This is a genomic window from Rickettsiella endosymbiont of Litargus connexus, from assembly GCF_964277335.1.
Lineage (GTDB): Bacteria > Pseudomonadota > Gammaproteobacteria > Diplorickettsiales > Diplorickettsiaceae > Aquirickettsiella > Aquirickettsiella isopodorum.
The window spans coordinates 363,082-382,171 of record NZ_OZ195516.1; the positions used below are offsets into that span (position 1 = coordinate 363,082).

17 protein-coding genes are annotated in these 19,090 nt (G+C 37.2%); 8 read left to right on the forward strand and 9 right to left on the reverse strand.

Going from position 1 to position 19,090, the window contains the following annotated elements; translation table 11 throughout:
• Positions 1-30: 30 nt before the first annotated feature.
• From leuS to sohB, 3 genes are all read right to left on the reverse strand, one after another.
• Positions 31-2,535, reverse strand: coding sequence for a leucine--tRNA ligase (leuS, locus tag ACICP9_RS01565; protein ID WP_395498302.1), 2,505 nt, complete (start codon positions 2,533-2,535; stop codon positions 31-33).
• Between the two features lie 273 nt (positions 2,536-2,808).
• On the reverse strand, positions 2,809-4,323 hold the full coding sequence (lnt, locus tag ACICP9_RS01570) for an apolipoprotein N-acyltransferase (RefSeq protein WP_395498304.1): 1,515 nt from the start codon (positions 4,321-4,323) through the stop codon (positions 2,809-2,811).
• A gap of 61 nt (positions 4,324-4,384) precedes the next feature.
• A complete protein-coding gene (sohB, locus tag ACICP9_RS01575) occupies positions 4,385-5,389 on the reverse strand; it encodes a protease SohB (protein WP_395498306.1) in 1,005 nt (334 codons plus the stop codon).
• A 161-nt stretch (positions 5,390-5,550) separates the two neighbouring features.
• On the opposite strand from sohB, the gene ccmA reads away from it, so the two are divergent.
• From ccmA to ccmC, 3 genes are all read left to right on the forward strand, one after another.
• Positions 5,551-6,180, forward strand: coding sequence for a cytochrome c biogenesis heme-transporting ATPase CcmA (ccmA, locus tag ACICP9_RS01580; RefSeq protein WP_395498308.1), 630 nt, complete (start codon positions 5,551-5,553; stop codon positions 6,178-6,180).
• A gap of 8 nt (positions 6,181-6,188) precedes the next feature.
• Entirely contained in the window at positions 6,189-6,878 is a 690-nt protein-coding gene (ccmB, locus tag ACICP9_RS01585) for a heme exporter protein CcmB (protein ID WP_071662102.1), read from the forward strand.
• Between the two features lie 94 nt (positions 6,879-6,972).
• The gene (gene ccmC / locus ACICP9_RS01590) at positions 6,973-7,719 is read left to right on the forward strand and encodes a heme ABC transporter permease CcmC (protein WP_071662103.1); all 747 of its coding nucleotides are present in this window, start codon (positions 6,973-6,975) and stop codon (positions 7,717-7,719) included.
• Here ccmC and ACICP9_RS01595 read toward each other — a convergent pair.
• Complete coding sequence (locus tag ACICP9_RS01595; RefSeq protein WP_395498310.1) at positions 7,697-8,839, reverse strand: hypothetical protein; 1,143 nt, start codon at positions 8,837-8,839, stop codon at positions 7,697-7,699. The two genes, ccmC and ACICP9_RS01595, sit on opposite strands and share 23 nt — an antisense overlap.
• A 203-nt stretch (positions 8,840-9,042) precedes the next feature.
• Between ACICP9_RS01595 and kdsA the strand changes: the two genes are divergently transcribed.
• The 3 genes from kdsA to ftsB are packed head-to-tail and all read left to right on the forward strand — an operon-like array spanning position 9,043 to position 11,499.
• Entirely contained in the window at positions 9,043-9,876 is an 834-nt protein-coding gene (gene kdsA / locus ACICP9_RS01600; protein WP_071662105.1) for a 3-deoxy-8-phosphooctulonate synthase, read from the forward strand.
• 9 nt (positions 9,877-9,885) lie between these two features.
• The gene (gene eno, locus ACICP9_RS01605; RefSeq protein ID WP_395498312.1) at positions 9,886-11,196 is read left to right on the forward strand and encodes a phosphopyruvate hydratase; all 1,311 of its coding nucleotides are present in this window, start codon (positions 9,886-9,888) and stop codon (positions 11,194-11,196) included.
• Positions 11,197-11,499, forward strand: a complete 303-nt coding sequence (gene ftsB / locus ACICP9_RS01610) for a cell division protein FtsB (protein ID WP_071662107.1) — start codon at positions 11,197-11,199, stop codon at positions 11,497-11,499.
• Here ftsB and ACICP9_RS01615 read toward each other — a convergent pair.
• Positions 11,496-12,224, reverse strand: coding sequence for a helix-turn-helix domain-containing protein (locus ACICP9_RS01615; protein WP_395498314.1), 729 nt, complete (start codon positions 12,222-12,224; stop codon positions 11,496-11,498). The two genes, ftsB and ACICP9_RS01615, sit on opposite strands and share 4 nt — an antisense overlap.
• 671 nt (positions 12,225-12,895) lie before the next feature.
• Between ACICP9_RS01615 and ACICP9_RS01620 the strand changes: the two genes are divergently transcribed.
• Entirely contained in the window at positions 12,896-13,390 is a 495-nt protein-coding gene (locus tag ACICP9_RS01620) for a response regulator (protein ID WP_395498316.1), read from the forward strand.
• A gap of 55 nt (positions 13,391-13,445) precedes the next feature.
• Here the strand turns inward: ACICP9_RS01620 and lolD are convergent, their stop codons facing one another.
• The 4 genes from lolD to udk form a co-directional block, all read right to left on the reverse strand.
• A complete protein-coding gene (gene lolD, locus ACICP9_RS01625; protein WP_395498318.1) occupies positions 13,446-14,168 on the reverse strand; it encodes a lipoprotein-releasing ABC transporter ATP-binding protein LolD in 723 nt (240 codons plus the stop codon).
• The gene (locus tag ACICP9_RS01630; RefSeq protein WP_395498320.1) at positions 14,161-15,414 is read right to left on the reverse strand and encodes a lipoprotein-releasing ABC transporter permease subunit; all 1,254 of its coding nucleotides are present in this window, start codon (positions 15,412-15,414) and stop codon (positions 14,161-14,163) included. Before ACICP9_RS01630 ends, lolD begins: the two co-directional genes overlap by 8 nt.
• A gap of 124 nt (positions 15,415-15,538) precedes the next feature.
• Positions 15,539-16,345: an enoyl-ACP reductase gene (locus ACICP9_RS01635; RefSeq protein WP_071662112.1), complete on the reverse strand. Its 807-nt coding sequence runs from the start codon at positions 16,343-16,345 to the stop codon at positions 15,539-15,541.
• Entirely contained in the window at positions 16,329-16,994 is a 666-nt protein-coding gene (udk, locus tag ACICP9_RS01640) for a uridine kinase (protein ID WP_071662113.1), read from the reverse strand. Before udk ends, ACICP9_RS01635 begins: the two co-directional genes overlap by 17 nt.
• Before the next feature lie 178 nt (positions 16,995-17,172).
• Between udk and ACICP9_RS01645 the strand changes: the two genes are divergently transcribed.
• Entirely contained in the window at positions 17,173-19,086 is a 1,914-nt protein-coding gene (locus ACICP9_RS01645) for a heme lyase CcmF/NrfE family subunit (RefSeq protein WP_395498323.1), read from the forward strand.
• The last annotated feature ends 4 nt before the right edge of the window (positions 19,087-19,090 follow it).

Below are 19,090 nucleotides of genomic sequence, written 5' to 3' on the forward strand. Positions count from 1 at the left end.
GGTGAGCAAGCGTCTTGAAGTGCTTTCATTTTAAATTACAATATTAACTAATTTTTTGGGGACGATAATAATTTTTTTAATCGTTTGATTTTCAGTATAGCGTTTGATCATGGGGTCATTGAGAATAATCGCCTTCAGTGTTTCGTCATTATAGTGCATATCGAGCGATAATTGTGCACGTAATTTACCATTCACCTGTACTACCCAATCAATTTTTTCTGCTGTTAAGGCATCAGCTGCCACTTTTGGCCAATGTGCTTTGCCAATTAAACCGGAAAAATTAAGTTCTTTCCATAAAGCATGTGTTATATGAGGAACGATGGGCGCTAATAAGCGCAATAGTATGCTTAAACCTTGCCATATAATATGTTTAAGTGTGTGCTGAGCATCTTCATCAGTCGATGATCCGCTTAATAGTTGGCTGGCTGTTTGTAGCGTATTCAAAAGCTTCATGCAGCTGGCTATCACCGTATTAAACTGTTGTCGTTCAAAATCATGGCGTGCAAGTTGCAAAATTTCATGGACTTGTCGGCGTAAATTACGATGCTCATTAGGAGTTTTTGTCCAATCGATGGGAGGTGTGAGGCTATGTTTATGTGTTTCGTTGAGTTCTAATATCCAAGGGTTGCTATAGGCTAACGCCCACAAACGTTTTAAAAACCGGTAAGCACCTTCAACACCTGCATCAGACCATTCTAAAGATTGCTCAGGAGGCGCAGCGAATAGAATAAATAATCGTAAAGTATCTGCTCCATATTGCGACATGAGTTTGGCTGGATCAACCGTGTTGCCTTTAGATTTAGACATTTTTGCACCGTCTTTAAGTACCATGCCTTGTGTCAGCAGGCGCGTAAAAGGTTCATTAGAATTCAGTAGACCTAAATCACGTAATACTTTATGAAAAAATCGGGCATAGAGTAAATGTAATACGGCATGTTCAATACCACCAATGTAATGATCAACAGGCGTCCAATATTTTGATCGATCATCTAACATAGCTCTGTTCTGTGTAGGACAAGCAAAGCGCGCGTAATACCAAGAAGATTCGACGAATGTATCTAAAGTATCTGTTTCTCGGGTGGCGGGTTGTTTACAAGTAGGACAGCTAGTTTGATAAAACTCAGGAATATTTTTTAAAGGAGAGCCCTCGCCATTAAAGTTTATTGTTTCGGGGAGGATAACGGGTAAATCTTCTTCTGGGACGGGAACGACACCACAAGTCGGGCAATAAATAATAGGGATGGGTGTTCCCCAATAACGCTGGCGTGAAACACCCCAATCACGAAGTCGATAATTGGTCGTATGCTTCGCTATTTTTTCTTTAATGAGCCGTTTTGCGATCGTGACAGACGCTAGCTCGGCACTTAATCCCGTATAGAGACCCGAATTAATTAATGTTCCCGTATTCATAATAAGGGGAGCGGACTGATAATCATGCGGTTGAGTAGATTGAATGACGGGGCGTATCGGTAAATGATATTTCTTGGCGAACTCAAAGTCACGTTCATCGTGCGCAGGCACTCCCATGATGGCTCCTGAGCCATAGTCAGTTTTGACAAAATTGGCTATCCATATCGGTACGTTTTCCTTGGTGAGAGGATTATACGCGGTGAGACCGGTACTAAAACCTTTTTTTTCTAAATGTGCAGTCACTTCTTCTGAGGTGGGTATTTGTTGAAAGCTGGCAATGATATCTCGCAGTTTTGGATCATGTTGAGCGACAAAGTGTGTAATCGGATGATTAGGGGAAAGTGCGATAAAAGTAGCTCCAAATAAAGTATCAGGACGCGTAGTAAAAATTTCAATCGGATCTAATTCAGGATGATTGACTTTAAATTGAATAGTTAAACCTTGGGATCGACCTATCCAATTGCGTTGCATGGTTTTGACTTCATCAGGCCATGCTTCTAAAGTATCGAGATCGTTTAATAATTCATCAGCGTAGGCGGTGATTTTTAAAAACCATTGTGGAATTTCTTTACGCTCTATGAGCGCACCGGAACGCCAGCCACGACCATCAATTACTTGTTCATTTGCTAATACGGTTTTATCAATAGGATCCCAATTCACAAAAGCATTTTTTTTATAGACCAAACCATTTTTAAGTAATTGGATAAAAAGCCATTGCTCCCATCGATAATAATCCGGTTTACAAGTCGTAATTTCTCGACTCCAGTCAAAACTTAAGCCGAGCTGTTTAAATTGTTTGGACATATGTTCAATGTTGGTATAAGTCCATTTCGCCGGCGGTATCCCTTTTTCAATCGCTGCATTTTCAGCGGGTAAACCAAAAGCATCCCAACCTATCGGGTGTAGAACATTTTTACCTAACATTCTTTGGTAACGGGCAATGACATCGCCCAATACATAATTACGGACATGACCGACGTGTAAATGACCACTAGGATAGGGAAACATAGATAAACAATAAAATTTTTCTTTATTGAGATCTTCAGTGACTTTGAAACACTGGTGTTCTTCCCAAAATTTTTGGATGTCCGCTTCAAGTGCTAATGGTTGATATTGTTCTTGCATGTGGCTAGATACCTTGTTTTAGTTATACTCTTCGACTTGAATTTTTGCCTCTTGCTGCTCAATTCGCAATCTCATGCGGATTACACGTCGATTGCGCGTCGCGGCACTTGCCAAAAATCCAATGGTGAGTATAGGCCCCATTTCTAAAGTACTCTTAATTTGAATAGATTAAAAATAGTTATTGATTATATACCCATTTCCAATTTTTATTATGATAGCCGTTTGGATACGACGTGAGTCTATAATAGCCTGAGTTAACGGAAGGATAAATGGCTAAGTTTGATCTTTTCGATAAGCGTAACATAAGAGACTTAATCCTACTAAAAAGATAATAATCGAACCATCACCCAGATTAACCCAGGGTGTAAAACCAACACTTTTATAAATCGAACTGGTGAGCACGCCGGTCTCGAAGGGAGGAAGTTTCGCTATAATTTTGCCTTTAGGTGTGACAATGGCGGTTAGGCCGGTGTTGCTTAAAAAAGCTAAATAACGCCCGGTGGCCAAGGCTTGGAATTGACCAATTTGTAGATGCTGAGCTAAGGCAAAAGAATGGCCGAACCAGGCGTCATCATTAATGGTTAATAGTAACTGAGCATTTTTTTTCAAGGCTTGTCGAACTAAGTGGGAATAAGCAATTTCGTAACAAATAAAAGTACCTAAATTAACATTAGCTACCCTAAATATAGGCTGATTATTGGGCCCAGGCGAAAAACTTGACATGGGAATATCTAATAAATTTAATAGTCCATGAGCCCAGAGGATCCACCAAGGGAGATATTCACCAAAAATAACCAGTCGTTGTTTATAATAGGTCGCATGATCCAGGCCTAAGGCTAGCATACCATTGTAGTATTGGAAGCCTTTTTGGATGGGTATCCCTGCAATCAGCGTCGTTTTATGTTGTTTAGCTTGTCGATCGAGCTGTTTTAAAAAGGGTTCTGCTTGATTTTGTAATAGAGGAATAGCGGCTTCTGGCCAAATGATGAGTCGGCTATTCCAGTGTGCTTGCGTTAATTGTTGATAGTGTATTAAGGAGGCTTTTTGATACGCAGGCTCCCATTTTATTTCTTGGGGAATATTCGCTTGCACCAGACTGATTTGAATGGGTTTTCCCTGGATATGTGTCCAAGAGATAAAATGTAAGAGATATCCTAGGACCCATAAGCCTAGTACTGCAAATAAGGGTCGGTAATAATGAAAATTTTTAAGATCTAATTGACAATTAAAATATTTGTTTAAAAGAGGGCAGAATACAGTTAGAAATAAACTTGCCGTCAAAGCGACTAGAAAAGTCAACCCATAGACTCCAAAGAGGGGTGCGTAACCACTCAGCGGTGTGTTTACTTGACTGGTTCCTAGTAATAACCAAGGAAATCCGGTAAATATCCAGCTACGTACCCATTCGGTTAATGCCCAAGAGCTAGGAAATATTAAATAAAGCTTCATGAGCGTGTTACTAGGATAAAAACGGTTGACTAAAAAACCTTGGATAGCAGTGAATAAAGCTAATATAAAAATAAATAAGCCAGTAATTAACGAGGCTAAAAAAAGAGAAGTATGGCCAAATTCATGAATGCTAATAAATACCCATGAGACGCCAACACCATAAAAACCAATACCAAAAAGTAATCCTAAAATGAAAGCCCGTTGGGCTGAACTATTTAGCCAGAGTAAGAACAATAAAGCAGGAGAGAAAATAGCTAAAGGATAAATACCCAGGGGGGCAAAAGCGAAGGCTAGCAAACCGCCAACAATGAGCGCGCTTATTTCTTTATAATAGGTCATAAAATTGCATAGGCAAGAGAACTAAGAAGCTCGATTTTAATGAAATAGTGTGGTTTAATTTTCAACGATCAGTCGTTTTAAACCACATTAATTTACTTAGAGCAGATTGTACATTACTACTTAATTTTTCGGACACTGATTTTTTAGTTAGATACTGGCACTCATAAATTTCTGCTTTATCGCTTCCTGCCAGTAGACTTAAATAATCATCACTGGTTATGAGTTCGTCGACTAGATTGAGGGCTAATGCATCTTTTGCAAGCCAATGGGCTCCCGTAGCGACTTCGGTCATATCGACTTGTTTTCGATTTGCTTGAATAAAAGCTTTAAAAAGGTGATGGATTTCTTCTAGATCCGTTTGGGTTTTTTCACGTGCTTTTGGTGTGTTTTCCCCAAAAATCGTTAGTGTACGTTTATATTCGCCAGCGGTTAATAATTCGAAATCAATATCTCTTTTTTTTAAAAAGCGATGGAAATTAGGAAGTTGTGCCACGACGCCAATCGAACCAATAATCGCAAACGGAGCCGCCAAGATTTTATCACCAACGCAGGCCATTAGATATCCGCCACTCGCGGCTATTTTATCTATTGTCACGGTCAGAGGAATGCGCTTATCTTTTAAACGTTGTAACTGTGAAGCCGCTAATCCATAAGGAGCCACCATTCCCCCGCCGCTTTCTAATCGCAATACCACTTCATCTTGCGGTGTAGCGACTTGGATGAGCGCAGTGATTTCTTCACGTAGATTATTAACGGCAGTTGCTTTGATGTCGCCTTGAAAATTTAAGACAAAAACCCGCTTTTTTGATAATTTAGCAGTCTTTTTTAATTTAATTTTTTGTTCTTTGACATATTTTCGGAGTTCTTTCTTATTCAGAATTTCTGAATTTAAGGTTTCAGCAAATTCTTGAAATTTTTTATTAAGTTTTTTAACACAGAGTTTATTTTTATTGTGTTCTTTAGCTTTGCGCGCAATAGAAAAAACTCCGGCAATTATTACTAAAATAGCTAGCCCCAACGTAAAAAGTTTCGCTAGGAAAACCACATATTGAAGAAGAAATGACATGCTGGTTGGCCTTTTAAGTAGTGGAAAAAAGGAATAATATAGCGTACGCCCTGTTATGTATACAACAGGACTTAGCTAAATAGGCAAGTGATGACATAAATAATAGAAAATTATTGGATGAAACGGGATAGAGCCCATCATTTTATCAAGGAATAAAGAATGTGTTAACAGTCGATGGACTTTCTTATGAAAGGAGTAAACGGATCCTGTTTAAACAACTCACGTTTCAACTTTGCCAAGGACAGACCTTGCATATTGTTGGCGCAAATGGTTCAGGTAAAACGACTTTATTGGAGATATTAACTGGATTACGTATTCCTTTAACAGGAAAAGTGATGTGGAATGGTCTTTCAATTAAGAAAAATAGTATAAATTTTACTGAAAATTTACTCTATGTTAACCACCGCCTAGGCATGAAATCCACGCTCAATTTGATTGAAAATCTTTATTTATGTCTGACGAGACGAAATTTAATTCGCCACCAATCTAAACGCAAAGCAATCCATGACATTCATCAGATATTGGATCAATTAAATTTAAGACACTGTACAAAAACCTTATTAAAGCAACTTTCCATAGGTCAACAACGACGTTTGAGTTTAGCTAAATTGTTATTGATCAAAGCAAATTGTTGGATCTTGGATGAACCGTTTACTTCTTTAGATAAACAAGGTATTACCTTATTGTCATCTTTAATGGAAAAACAAAGTGCTAGAGGAGGAGTCATTGTTTTTACCAGTCATTCATCGGTCTATTCATTGCATTCGGAAATAAAAAAAATTTTTTTATAGGGTAAGTAATGTTAAATGATAACTTTTTTTTCAAGCTACTAATCAATTTACGTTGTGAGTTAATCGCTATTCTTCGTAGTTATCAAGAGCTATTATACCCGTTATTATTTTTAATTTTAGTCATTATTTTATTTCCTTTAAGCATAAGCACTGATCCAATTTTATTAGAAAAAATATCCTCGGGGATTTTTTGGGTAATCATCTTATTTTTGGTATTATTAATGTTAGATCAGCTTTTTCGAAATGATTGGAAGGAAGGCGATTTGGAACAGCTCATTTTGTTGCCGAATGAACTGACTTTAGTCATATTTGTTAAGTTATTAGTATTTTGGTTAGTGATTAGTGTTTCTTTATTTCTCGTGACGCCAATTTTGAGTCTAAGCTTATTTATTCCGGTCATGGCTTTAAAAACGCTCTACTTTACTATCTTATTCGGCACACCAACCTTAATATTTCTGGGTGGTATTGCACGAGCTTTAACTTTAGGGCTTCGTCATAGTGAGTTATTGATAGTATTGATCATCATCCCTTTTTACATTCCCGTATTAATTTTTGCGAGCAGTGCGGTTGCCTTAGCAAGTATGGGATTACCTGCGAATGGACCGTTAGCTTGGTTAGGCGTGTTAATGATTCTAAGCATGAGTTTATCTCCGTTAGTTATTAATAAAATACTGCGTTTAGGGATTGCTTTTACATAATACATTTCGAGGTTGCTTTATAACGTGCCACTCCCAAAAATTAAATGACTATGAGTTTATTGTTATAGGTTATCTGTTTAAAGGAAATAATAAAATGACTAAACGAAGAAGAAATAAAATCTATCGGTATATAGCAATAAAACATTTTTATTCATTATCGACCTATTTAATTCCACTGTTTGCTTTAGCTTTACTGGTATTTGGTAGTTATGGTGCGGTTGGAGGATTGTATTTAGCGCCGGCTGATTATCAACAAGGGGATGCTTTTCGCATCATCTACGTACATGTCCCGAGTGCTTTTTTGTCCTTGTTTATTTATTTTATTATGGCTATTTTTGCAGGGATTAGTTTAATTTTTCGTATTAAATTAGCAGAATTGATCGTTTCTGGAAGTGTTTTTTTAGGCGCATGGTTTACTTTTTTAGCCTTGTTCACAGGAAGTGTTTGGGCTAAACCAATGTGGGGAGTTTGGTGGGTATGGGACGCGCGTTTAACCTCGGAGCTTATTTTGTTATTTTTATATTTAGGGGTTATTGCTTTGCGTTCTGCAATGCCTGAACGTCATATGGCTGCACAAAACACGGCGATATTGCTTATATTGGGTTTAGCGAATTTACCCATTATTCATTATTCAGTGTATTGGTGGAATACTTTACACCAAGGCGCGACTATCCATTTTTTAAGCCCTTCTTTAATCGAGCGTTCCATGCTCTATCCTTTATTAGCGATGATAGTAGCCTTTATCAGCTTTTACTTAATTGTTTTATTGTTAAATATACGCTGCGAAATATTAGAACAATCTATTAAAATCCACGAAGTTAATAACTTGCGATTAATCTAGGTGAAAAAATTGAATTAATTGCAGGGCTAGGTGGATTAAAATTTTCTCTAGAATTTTTGTTTCCATTGTGCCAAAAAGTTGATGTAAACGCTGAGGAATTGGGATGCATTTTAACTGTCTGATTAAGTTCCAACATGCGATTTAAATAATGACTAATGACCGTTTGTAATATCCATTGAGCAAGAAATATGCTTTCTTGGCTGGGTGTACTGACATTTTTATATTGATTGGACGCATTTGTATTAGGTAACTGCGAGTACTCTTGATGTGGGTGATTAAAATTAACTGAAGCAAGCATTTCATTTAAGCAATGCTCGAAATTATCCTTTAAAAGAGGACATTTTAATTCTTTAACATACTCAACTAAACAGGTCGACCAAAAATCATTTAAATCAGGGATTTCAGTATCCATTTTAGCTTGTTTTTTAAACAAAGACCAAAATATTAAAAATTGTTCATCGAGGAAATAGTCCATTTTTTCTTGGTGAGCGAAATCCGGCTCATGGGTTTTTGTCAGCATAATACTGAGTAATTTAATGAAATTCAGATCAGTTATCCAATGATTGAGTTTATTTTTGGCACTGTTAATTTTTCTGATATCACTTAGTTCATTGATTCCATGTCGAGTAATTGCCGCGATAGCGTGAAACAGGGCAGAAGAAAGTAGTCCAACAGAATAGGTTAATAGAGAGAGCATCTTGCAAACGATATCTGGGTTTAAAGCAATATTTTTTCCATGATCGGCATCGATAATTTTTAAAATATCGATTTTTGCTGTTAAGCGATTGTAAAAATGTAAATAGGCCTGTTCATTCATTTTATTATTCTGTATATAACGTTGATACAGTGTATGGATAGCATTTTCTGCATTATATTGAGGTAGGAAAGCCAATAAATTTTTCTTTAGTTGAAATTCGACTAAAGATTTATTGTCCGTAAAAAATAAATTCTTGTTAGCCTCTAAACTATTTTTACCAAATTGCTGACGTCTCTTTTTGCTTACTTTTTGCCATAAGCTTTTTTTAGATTTTTTAATTAAATTAAAAAGCAATCTTTTTTTTAAAAGATCGGGTTTTTTTTCTTTATTTGAGAATAAAATTTTATTATTTTCGAAGTACATTCTCATGCAGCCCCATTATTATTTTTTCCTATATTAACACTAAACTAATTTTTTATAAAAAATATTTTTTCTTTATAAAATCGAATTTTTAAATTTTACTCTTCAGATCCTTTTAAAGAATCATCACGTTGCTAAGGATCGAGGTATAGGACTTAATTCAGTTTAAGAGTAAACTATGAATCTTTAATTTTGCGCTTATTATTATGAAATTGCTAAATTTTGAAGTGGGTCTTGATAAACCATTATTTCTTATGGCAGGTCCTTGCGTCGTGGAAAGCGAACAATTGGCTATGGATACGGCGGGGCGCCTGAAAGAAATAACGGATAAGTTGAATATCCCCTTTATTTATAAATCTTCTTTTGATAAAGCAAACCGTTCGTCAACCAAGAGTTTTCGTGGTTTAGGTCTAGCAGAAGGGTTACGTATTTTAGAAAAAGTAAAAAAGCACTTGGGTGTTGCGATCATTACGGATGTTCATGAAGATACGCCTTTAAATGAAGTGTCTAGTGTAGTAGATGTTTTACAAACACCGGCATTTTTATGTCGACAGACTAATTTTATTCAAAAAGTTGCTCAACAAGGTTTACCGGTTAATATTAAAAAAGGTCAGTTTCTTTCTCCGTGGGATATGCAATATGTCGTTGAGAAAGCACGTCAAGTTAGTGATGCCGTGATTATGGTCTGTGAGCGTGGCGTTACTTTTGGATACAATAATCTTGTTTCGGATATGCGTTCATTAGCCGTCATGCGCGCAACCCATTGTCCAGTGATATTTGATGCCACTCACTCCGTGCAATTGCCCGGTGGTCAAGGGGGATCGTCGGGAGGGCAACGTGAATTTGTACCCGTATTGGCGCGTGCTGCCGTAGCGGTTGGGATCGCTGGGCTTTTTATGGAGACACATCCGAACCCAGAAAAAGCATTAAGCGATGGACCTAATTCTTGGCCATTAGGAAAAATAGAAGAACTGTTAGCTACTTTACAAGAAATAGATAAAACCGTAAAAAAAACCAGTTTAATAGAAACTACGTTATAGGTAGAAGGTATGTCAAAAATTACTGAGATAAATGCCTATGAAATTTTAGATTCGCGAGGTAATCCTACTATTGCTGTCGAAGTCATTTTGGATTCAGGTTTAAAAGCTGAGGCGAGTGTTCCTTCTGGGGCATCGACAGGTTCAAAGGAAGCTTTAGAATTAAGAGATACAGAGAGACCGGATCGTTATCAAGGTAAAGGCGTTTTATTAGCTATCCAAAATATTCTGGGACCGATACAAAAAAAATTAATGGGAAAAGAGGTGATCGATCAAAATGAATTAGATAGGTTAATGAAAAATTTAGATGGAACAGATAATAAAGGAAAATTAGGGGCTAATGCTATTTTAGGTGTCTCACTGAGTTTGCTTAAAGTCGCTGCCTTAGCACAAGGACAAGCACTTTATGTGCATATCGCTGAGCTGATGGGCCAACGAGATAAAAAATACTTAATGCCAGTACCACAAATGAATATTATTAACGGCGGTGTCCATGCCGATAATTCATTAGCGATACAAGAATTTATGATTTTGCCAGTAGGGGCGCCTACTTTTAGTGAAGCGTTACGATGGGGGGTGGAGATCTTTCATTGTTTAAAATCCTATCTAAAAAAACAAGGTTTCAATACCAATGTTGGCGATGAAGGGGGGTTTGCACCTAATTTTCAGTCACATCAGGAAGCAATTGAAAGTATTTTAGTCGCTATTCAACAAGCAGGATATAAGCCAGGCAAGGATATCTATTTAGGTTTAGATGCAGCAAGTAATGAATTTTATCATCACGGAAAATATTGTTTAGAGAATAAGGAATTAGATACGGAACAATGGATTCTTTATTTAGAGAATTTCGTGAAACAATATCCTATTATTAGTATAGAAGATGGAATGGCCGAATCCGATGAGTCAGGTTGGCTACAACTCACACAACGACTGGGTAAACAAATTCAACTGGTCGGAGATGATTTATTTGTGACTAATCCCGTTTTATTCAAGCAAGGAATAGATAAAAAATTAGCCAATGCGATTCTTATAAAATTGAATCAGATTGGTACTGTGAGTGAAACCTTAGAGGTGATTTCGCTCGCAAAGCAAGCACACTATGCAACGGTGATTTCACATCGTTCGGGTGAAACAGAAGATACCAGTATTGCCGATTTAGCGGTGGGTACTAGAGCTGGCCAGATAAAAACCGGTTCCGTGTGTCGCACCGATCGAACCGCTAAATACAATCGTTTGTTACGGATTGAAGCAGAGCTTTCAAAGAAAAATCAGGTAGATTATGCAGGGATTCAATTTTTTTCACGTTTTTTAAATAGTCATTAAATGAAACCGCTCATTGTTATTTTGACACTACTTTTTTTAAGTTTGCAATACAAGCTTTGGTTTGTACAAGAGGGTGTATGGCGAGTGCACCAACTTAAAAAACAGATTACTATGCAAATGAAAGAAAATACACAGCTCAGCCAGCGCAATACGGCTATGGTTGCTGAAATTAAGGATCTTAAGTCAGGTAAAGTCGCCTTGGAAGAACATGCGCGTCATGATCTCAATATGGTGAAATCCAATGAGTTATTTTATATGCTAGTGGATAAGCCAGAAAAGAAAAAAAAAGCTAACCTACATTAAAATTTAATCGGTTTCCAGATTCGAATAATGGGTGCTAAAGCTAATATTTTGATATTGCGTAAAGGGGGAAATTCGAGTGAAGTATCCGAATTAATCACATAGAGATCGAAACGATTAGCAGCATGTCCTATTTTTACGCGTCTAACCATTAGCTCTTTTCCTTCCAGTTCAATGATACAGTCTGCGCCGTGAGCCAGCTCCATATTTTTACCGATTAATTTTTTTCCAGCCACCAGATCGCCTGGACTATAAAGCGGTTTCATACTTTCATTATCAATAAGATATATCAGATGCTCAGGATAATTTTTTCTAAAAAGCATTAATTCCTCTTTAATTTCGATATTTTCCATGGGATAGTCGGATTTCTTCTCGTTAATAGAGGTTCTGGATAATGATTCAAGATTTTTATAATTTAATTTAGAAAGTTTGCTTGAGTCGGTTACCTTCGGGGGTTCGCCATATCCTGTCATCAACCAGATCACTGAACACTCTATTCCTTCTTCACGCATAGCCTTACAGACTTTTTGTGCTCCACGTTCAGTGACATTACTATACCCTTGTTCCCAATAATTAATGGTGGTTAAGCCCAGATTACAATGTTGAGCAAATTCTTTCATTGAAAGGTGCGACATTTTTCGCAAAAATTTGAGTCGATTAGCGCGTTCTTGAATATCCAAGGCGAGAGAGGAGTTTTTTTCTTTTATGGATTTAGGATTTTTCTTCATTATCTTCCTTTACTAAATTTGACATAAAATGTCTATTAAGATAATATTTAGTCTTAATAAAAGACTAAATAGCGTTTATCTTCTTTTATTTAAGGAGCTTTATTTATGTAAATTCTTTGCTGCATGAATGTTTAAAAAAGTAACAAATAAGGTGCAAATAGTACCGATTAAGATAAAACTATTTTTCAAATTAACTATTTAAGATTATTTCGATCAGAATAATTAAATCTTTCGGTTAATAGTTAACCAGAATAGTTCTGATATTTTTAAAAGAGGTATATATCCTTAAACTTAAAATGATAAATTAAAAGATGACGGTTGCTTTTTTAAATTAAAGTGGTTATTTAGTCAATTAGACTATAGCAGTCATTATTTTATAAACACAACTTAAATTTCATAAAGGAAACATCGCGTAATGGATCCATTATAACGAATATCCTCCATAGAGTGGATAGTATGAGTTGTATTTATTTAAAAAAGTATGAAAATTAAGTCATAGTATTGTAATCTTATGGCTGACCGTATTTAAATTGTTTGATCTTGAGACTAAAAATCGCAAAACTTCTGTTTTTGAAAAAATTTATAGCGTTATATTTTGGATAATTATAAAAATTTAGTTGAACAACCTATAAAAGGAAATAAAACGATTGCTCAATTTATGGAGAAGAACAATGTCAATATTAAAATTACGAACCCATCTCGTTGAAAAAATTAAAGATTTTGGAAATAGCTTGCATCCGGGGTTGAAAAAATCTTTAGCAGAAAATTTGCCGATGAAAAATACCGGTCAATCTGTGGCTAGAATTTTATCGATAGACGATAATAAAATTTGTCAAAAAATCAATGTTAGTCATCTTCAGAAATTCGGTTGTTACGTAGAATGCGTCCATTCAGCACGCAGGGCGTTAGAAAAATTGACTTTATCTTACAAAGTTATTCTTTTAGATGTCAATTTACCGGATTGTAGTACCAAGATCTTTATTAATTTAATTCGTAGTGATGAAAGAAATGTCAACCAAAGGTCACCTATCGTATTAACCAGTAGTTGGTTAAATGATGCCTGCAAAAAAAATTATTTGGCTTTAGGTGTCAATGAAGTGTACCTAAAACCTATACAAGAAAAAGATTTTAAAAAAATTTTACAAAACTATGGAGTGATTACTTAAAACTTAACTGACAACATCTGGAAGATTAATAAAAAAAAGGTGAAAAAATTTGTTTCTAACAAGTAGAAATTAATTGGCCATCTTCCATATGTAAAATTTTATCCAATCGGCTAGCGAGATTCTGATCATGCGTGACAATCACTAAGCTGGTATTAAATTCTGTATTGAGCTCAAGTAAAGTTTGATAAACCTGCTCTGCAGTATGACTGTCGAGATTACCCGTTGGTTCATCGGCTAATATACAAAGTGGATTATTAACCAGTGCTCTGACGATGGCAGTGCGTTGACGTTCTCCACCCGATAACTCACCTAGTTTATGATGTTGTCGATGTATTAAGCCGACTTTTTTTAATAAATTAAGTGCTTTTTTCTGAGCGAATACCGGTTTAGCACCAGCTAGCAATAATGGGATACACGTATTTTCTAATACGGTAAATTCAGGTAATAAATGGTGAAATTGATAAATAAAGCCAAGATAACGATTACGTAGATGGCTACGATGGTTTTCGCTCAACTCAGCTAGGTTTTGCCCTGCCAGAAAAACTTCACCTGAGCTGGGTCGATCCAATCCCCCTAATAAATGCAGTAGTGTACTTTTTCCTGCGCCTGAAGGGCCAACAATAGCAATACGCTCACGAGCTTTTACAGAAAAGTTAATAGGCTTGAGGACCTCTACATACAAAGAGCCATCATGAAAGGTTTTGCTTAATTCAGTACAACTCAGAACAGTGGTATTCTGTTTAAGCGGTCTCGCAAAATCGCTAGATGATCTATTCATAACGTAAAGCCTCCGCGGGAAGTGTACGCGCGGCTTTTAATGCCGGATAGATAGTGGCTAATAAACTCATACCCAAAGCAGCTAAACAAATATGAATGACGTCGGCTGTTTCAATCTTGGAAGGTAATTTATCCACGAAAAAGTAGACATTAGAAGCAAAAATTTGTATATGAAAAGTATGTTCAATAAAGCTTAAGATGTTACCGACTTGAGAGGCTAACGCAATTCCACCGATTAAGCCCAGTAATGTACCGCTAAAACCAATCACGCACCCTTGAACCATAAAAATACTTAAAATCGTACCAGGTGTAGCGCCTAGGGTGCGCAAAATCGCAATATCCGATTGTTTATCAGTGACCACCATCATTAACGATGACACTAAATTAAAGGCAGAGATCGCAATTAATAATAATAAAATAAAAAACATCATTCTTTTTTCTAAAGAAATAGCATACATCAAACTACCGTAGGTACTAGTCCAATCGGTTACGGTATAAGTTGGAGGGAGTGCTTTATTAAGCTCGCTGGAAACCTGGGGGGCCGCATACAAATCATTTAATTTTAGTCGTAAGCCGGTTACACTTTGACCTAATTGAAAGAGAGTTTGCGCATCTTTTAGTGCGATGTAAGCCATACTACTTTCAAAGCCAAAACTTCGTCCGACCTGAAAAATCCCACTGACGGTAAACGTTTTAAAACGTGGAATAATACCGACTGGAGTTAAACTAACACGGGGTGTGATAATATTGACCTTGTCACCGATTTGGATACCCAAACCTAAGGCCAATTCTTCGCCCAACACAATATTATAGTGACCCGGTTTTAAATTGAAACTACCTTCCACTATTTTGTGTGGTATTTCAGAAACGTTTTTTTCTAATTCAGGAAGCACGCCGGTGATCATAATCGGATGCGGTTGTCCTTGATCGACTAACATACCTTGTCCAGATGCATACGGGGCGCTGGCAATGACGCCGGCTTGTTGAGATACTTTTTGTCTTAACGGAGCAATTTGCGTCAATGGATGGCCGCTCGTCGCAGTGATAGCGACTTGAGTGGCTATGTTAAAGATACGATCGCGAATCGCATTATCAAACCCATTCATTACCGATAAAACCGTGATTAAGACCGTGACCCCGAGAGCAATACCGATCATCGATGTCAACGAAATAAAGGAAATGAAATGATTACGTTTTTTTGCACGGGTATAACGCAAACCTATATATAAAGCGATGGGACGGAACACACTAAAACCCTATTAATGTTGTTAAGGTAATATACCATTCACTGGAAAGAATGCGAATTTTTATGCCCCGGAATATGGCACTAGCGTTAAATTCCAAGCTTAGGGGAGAAAAGAGGTATTTTTGCTATACTGTTTCAGTCGGTTCACCCATAGCAACGATGGCATGAAATCCACCGTCAACATGGATGATTTCCCCGGTAATTCCTGAAGCCATATTCGAACAGAGGAAAGCTGCCGTATTTCCGACTTGTTCTATGGTGGTATTTTGGCGTAAGGGCGTAACGGCAGCATTATAAGCTAGAATTTTTCGAAAACCTGAGATGCCTGAGGCGGCTAGCGTACGAATTGGTCCAGCGGAGATGGCATTAACACGGATGTGTTTGGGACCTAAGCTATTCGCTAGATAACGAACATTGGCCTCTAAACTCGCTTTCGCTAAACCCATAATATTATAGTTTTGCAAAGCCTTTTCGGATCCCAGATAGCTGAGCGTTAGGATAGCTCCTCCGTTCGGTTGGTCTGTCATCATCGGATACGCTGCTTTGGCTAATGCCGCTAAACTATAGCTACTGATGTCATGTGCAATTCTAAAACCCTCACGATTTACATTGTCGAGATAATCGCCCTGCAATTGATCGGCGGGTGCGTAAGCAACGGAATGAACTAAACTATCCAATCCATCCCAACTGACATTGAGTTGCTTAAAAAGTTCGGTAATGTCTTCATCTCGACTGACATCGCAAGGAATGACGATGTTCGAATCAAAGTCTCTATTTGCCATTTTAGTGACACGGTCTTTTAATTTTTCACCTTGGTAGGCAAAGGCGAGTTTTGCTCCTTCGCGGTGCATGGCTTCCGCGATTCCGTAAGCAATCGATCGATTACTTGCTAAACCAACAATTAAGGCACGTTTATTATCTAGCAGACCCATGATTTTCCTCTTTACTTTTGTTGCTAAAATTATTTAATAATTCACGAATTTTGGCTTTGATGAGTTCAATCGCAATTCGATTTTCGCCGCCCCGTGGAACAATGATATCTGCATAATGTTTCGAAGGTTCGATGAATTGCGAATACATCGGACGAACGGTTTCTTGATATTGTGCTAACACCGCCTCAATTTCTCTACCGCGCTCTATGACATCACGTTTGATGCGGCGACTCAAACAAACATCTAATGGTGTATCCATATAGATGCGAATATCCATCAATTCCCTTAAGCTAATTTCAGCAAAAAGTAAAATCCCTTCTAAGACAATAATGGTATGTGGACCCAGAGGTCGTGTTTGTTGCTCACGAATATGCAGCGTGTGATTATAAATAGGAATTTCTACTGATTTACCAGATTGCAATTGCTTGAGATGATGGATAAGTAAGTCATGATCAAAAGCATCCGGATGGTCATAATTGTTTTCTAAGCGTTTTTCAAAGGCGAGGGTACTGTTATCTTTATAATAAGAATCTTCCGAGATAACAGCAACTTGTTCAGAGCCCAGTTCTTTGACAATAGTATGGGCCAATAAACTCTTGCCCGAAGCAGACGCTCCGGCGATACCGATGATGATACAACGCTGAGTCATACAAGCCTTAGTATTCAATAAATGCTCGTAAGTTAGCAGTTTTTTATAAAAAGGTAAATGGCATAAATAGTATTGATGATCAGTATACGGTTTATTTAATACTTTTATTATATTAAGTAACAATTATATGTAAAATATAAAAGCCTAACGAATATAAATAATACAAAGGAAGTTTTCTGTGACATTTTCTTATGCGCTATTGCTAGGCGCTTTTTTTCTAGCATTGCTTCAATGCAGCATTCCTTTAGCCGGTCTTTATTACCAACACCGTAATTGGCTTAAATGGATTAAACCTATAACACTGTCACAATTTACATTCATTGCGCTGGCTATGCTAAGTTTAGCCTATGCGTTTTTAGTCAATGATTTTTCCTTTGTGTATGTGGCGCAAAATTCTAATACCCACTTGCCTTGGTTTTATCGTGTGTGTGCCTTATGGGGTGGACATGAAGGTTCTCTATTATTATGGGTGTTTATTTTAAATCTATGGACAGTTGCCGTCATTGTTTTAAATCAATCCATCGAATTGGCTTTATTAGCACGAGTCGTATCGGTACTGGGATTTATTAGCGCAGGTTTTCTATTATTTCTACTGACACTCTCGAATCCATTTAGTTTAGCGGCAGAGCGAATGATGGATGGACGAGATCTGAATCCTTTATTACAAGATCCAGGTTTAATTATTCATCCGCCGTTACTTTATATGGGTTATGTGGGTTTTTCGGTCAGTTTTGCTTTTGCTATAGCCGCATTATTAAGCGGTCGTTTCGATAAGCAATGGGCAACTTGGATGCGGCCTTGGACTTTAGCGGCCTGGTGTTTTTTGACGTGGGGAATTGTATCAGGCAGTTGGTGGGCTTATCGTGTGTTAGGTTGGGGAGGTTGGTGGTTTTGGGATCCCGTCGAAAACGCATCGCTATTACCTTGGCTTGCGGGCACCGCGTTAATTCACTCTTTATTAGTGGTAGAAAAAAAAGAATTACTGAAAACCTGGGTGATATTACTTGCCATATTAACCTTTGCCTTAAGTTTAATCGGCACTTTTATCGTGCGTTCCGGGATTTTGATTTCTGTGCATGCCTTTGCGGTTGATCCTTGGCGGGGTGTTTTCATGTTAGGTTTATTAGTGGTATTGATAGGAACCGCGTTGGCTATTTATGCCTTTAAAATCCATCGATTAAAACAACAAGATTTACACGTGAGTTTGCTCTCCCGCACCACACTTTTAATCGTGAATAATGTTTTATTAAGTGTGATGGTATTTACTGTGTTACTTGGCACATTGTATCCGTTAATTATTGAAGTATTAGATTTTGGTAAGCTTTCCGTGGGCGCACCGTATTTTAGTCTCGTGTTGACACCTTTCGCTATTTTAATATTATTTTTTATGGGCCTATCCTATTTAATACCCTGGCAGCATCAAGTACGTGGCGAGATTTTAAGAAAAATAGTTAGTATCCTACTCAGTTCATTCAGTTTAAGTTTTATCTTGATTATTTTGTTGAGTAAAGAACTGCATTGGCAAGTGCTAATAGGCTTAAGCTTGACATTATGGATCCTATTAAATACTTTACAGTTGCTAGTGGCATCGTTTAAAAAAAAATTAAGCTTAAAAAATATTATAAAAACGCAAGGTGCAATGTTAGTCGCACACTTAGGTGTTGCTATTCTAGCGATAGGAATCATTTTAAGCAGTTATTATAGTCTTGAGCGTAATGTGCGAATGAGTATCGGAGAAAGCTTGTCATTAGCAGGTTATCATTTTACTTTGCAACAGGTGGATGCCTTGCAAGGTCCTAATTACACTGGCGCAGTGGCTACTATTCAAGTGAACCATCAAAGTAGTCTATTTCTACGGCCACAATTACGTTATTATCCCATAACCGATGTCATGATCAGCAAACCCGCTATTGCAGCAGGTATTTGGCGCGATTTATATGTGTCTTTGGCTGAGCCGGTGGGCAAACAGACCTGGGCTTTACGTTTTTATTACAAACCTTTTGTACGTTGGATTTGGATGGGCGGTTTATGCATGATACTTGGCGGTCTATGGGCCATACTCTCCAGACGCTATAAAAAAATTAAGTATTAGTATT

What these genes read in the sequence shown, in the direction of transcription:
- ccmB (WP_071662102.1), top strand. Translation starts at nt 6,189, where the DNA reads ATGTTAAATGATAACTTTTTTTTCAAGCTACTAATCAATTTACGTTGT.
- lnt (WP_395498304.1), bottom strand. Translation starts at nt 4,323, where the DNA reads ATGACCTATTATAAAGAAATAAGCGCGCTCATTGTTGGCGGTTTGCTA.
- ACICP9_RS01620 (WP_395498316.1), top strand. Translation starts at nt 12,896, where the DNA reads ATGTCAATATTAAAATTACGAACCCATCTCGTTGAAAAAATTAAAGAT.
- sohB (WP_395498306.1), bottom strand. Translation starts at nt 5,389, where the DNA reads ATGTCATTTCTTCTTCAATATGTGGTTTTCCTAGCGAAACTTTTTACG.
- ACICP9_RS01615 (WP_395498314.1), bottom strand. Translation starts at nt 12,224, where the DNA reads ATGAAGAAAAATCCTAAATCCATAAAAGAAAAAAACTCCTCTCTCGCC.
- eno (WP_395498312.1), top strand. Translation starts at nt 9,886, where the DNA reads ATGTCAAAAATTACTGAGATAAATGCCTATGAAATTTTAGATTCGCGA.
- ftsB (WP_071662107.1), top strand. Translation starts at nt 11,197, where the DNA reads ATGAAACCGCTCATTGTTATTTTGACACTACTTTTTTTAAGTTTGCAA.
- udk (WP_071662113.1), bottom strand. Translation starts at nt 16,994, where the DNA reads ATGACTCAGCGTTGTATCATCATCGGTATCGCCGGAGCGTCTGCTTCG.
- leuS (WP_395498302.1), bottom strand. Translation starts at nt 2,535, where the DNA reads ATGCAAGAACAATATCAACCATTAGCACTTGAAGCGGACATCCAAAAA.
- ACICP9_RS01595 (WP_395498310.1), bottom strand. Translation starts at nt 8,839, where the DNA reads ATGTACTTCGAAAATAATAAAATTTTATTCTCAAATAAAGAAAAAAAA.
- kdsA (WP_071662105.1), top strand. Translation starts at nt 9,043, where the DNA reads ATGAAATTGCTAAATTTTGAAGTGGGTCTTGATAAACCATTATTTCTT.
- ACICP9_RS01635 (WP_071662112.1), bottom strand. Translation starts at nt 16,345, where the DNA reads ATGGGTCTGCTAGATAATAAACGTGCCTTAATTGTTGGTTTAGCAAGT.
- lolD (WP_395498318.1), bottom strand. Translation starts at nt 14,168, where the DNA reads ATGAATAGATCATCTAGCGATTTTGCGAGACCGCTTAAACAGAATACC.
- ccmC (WP_071662103.1), top strand. Translation starts at nt 6,973, where the DNA reads ATGACTAAACGAAGAAGAAATAAAATCTATCGGTATATAGCAATAAAA.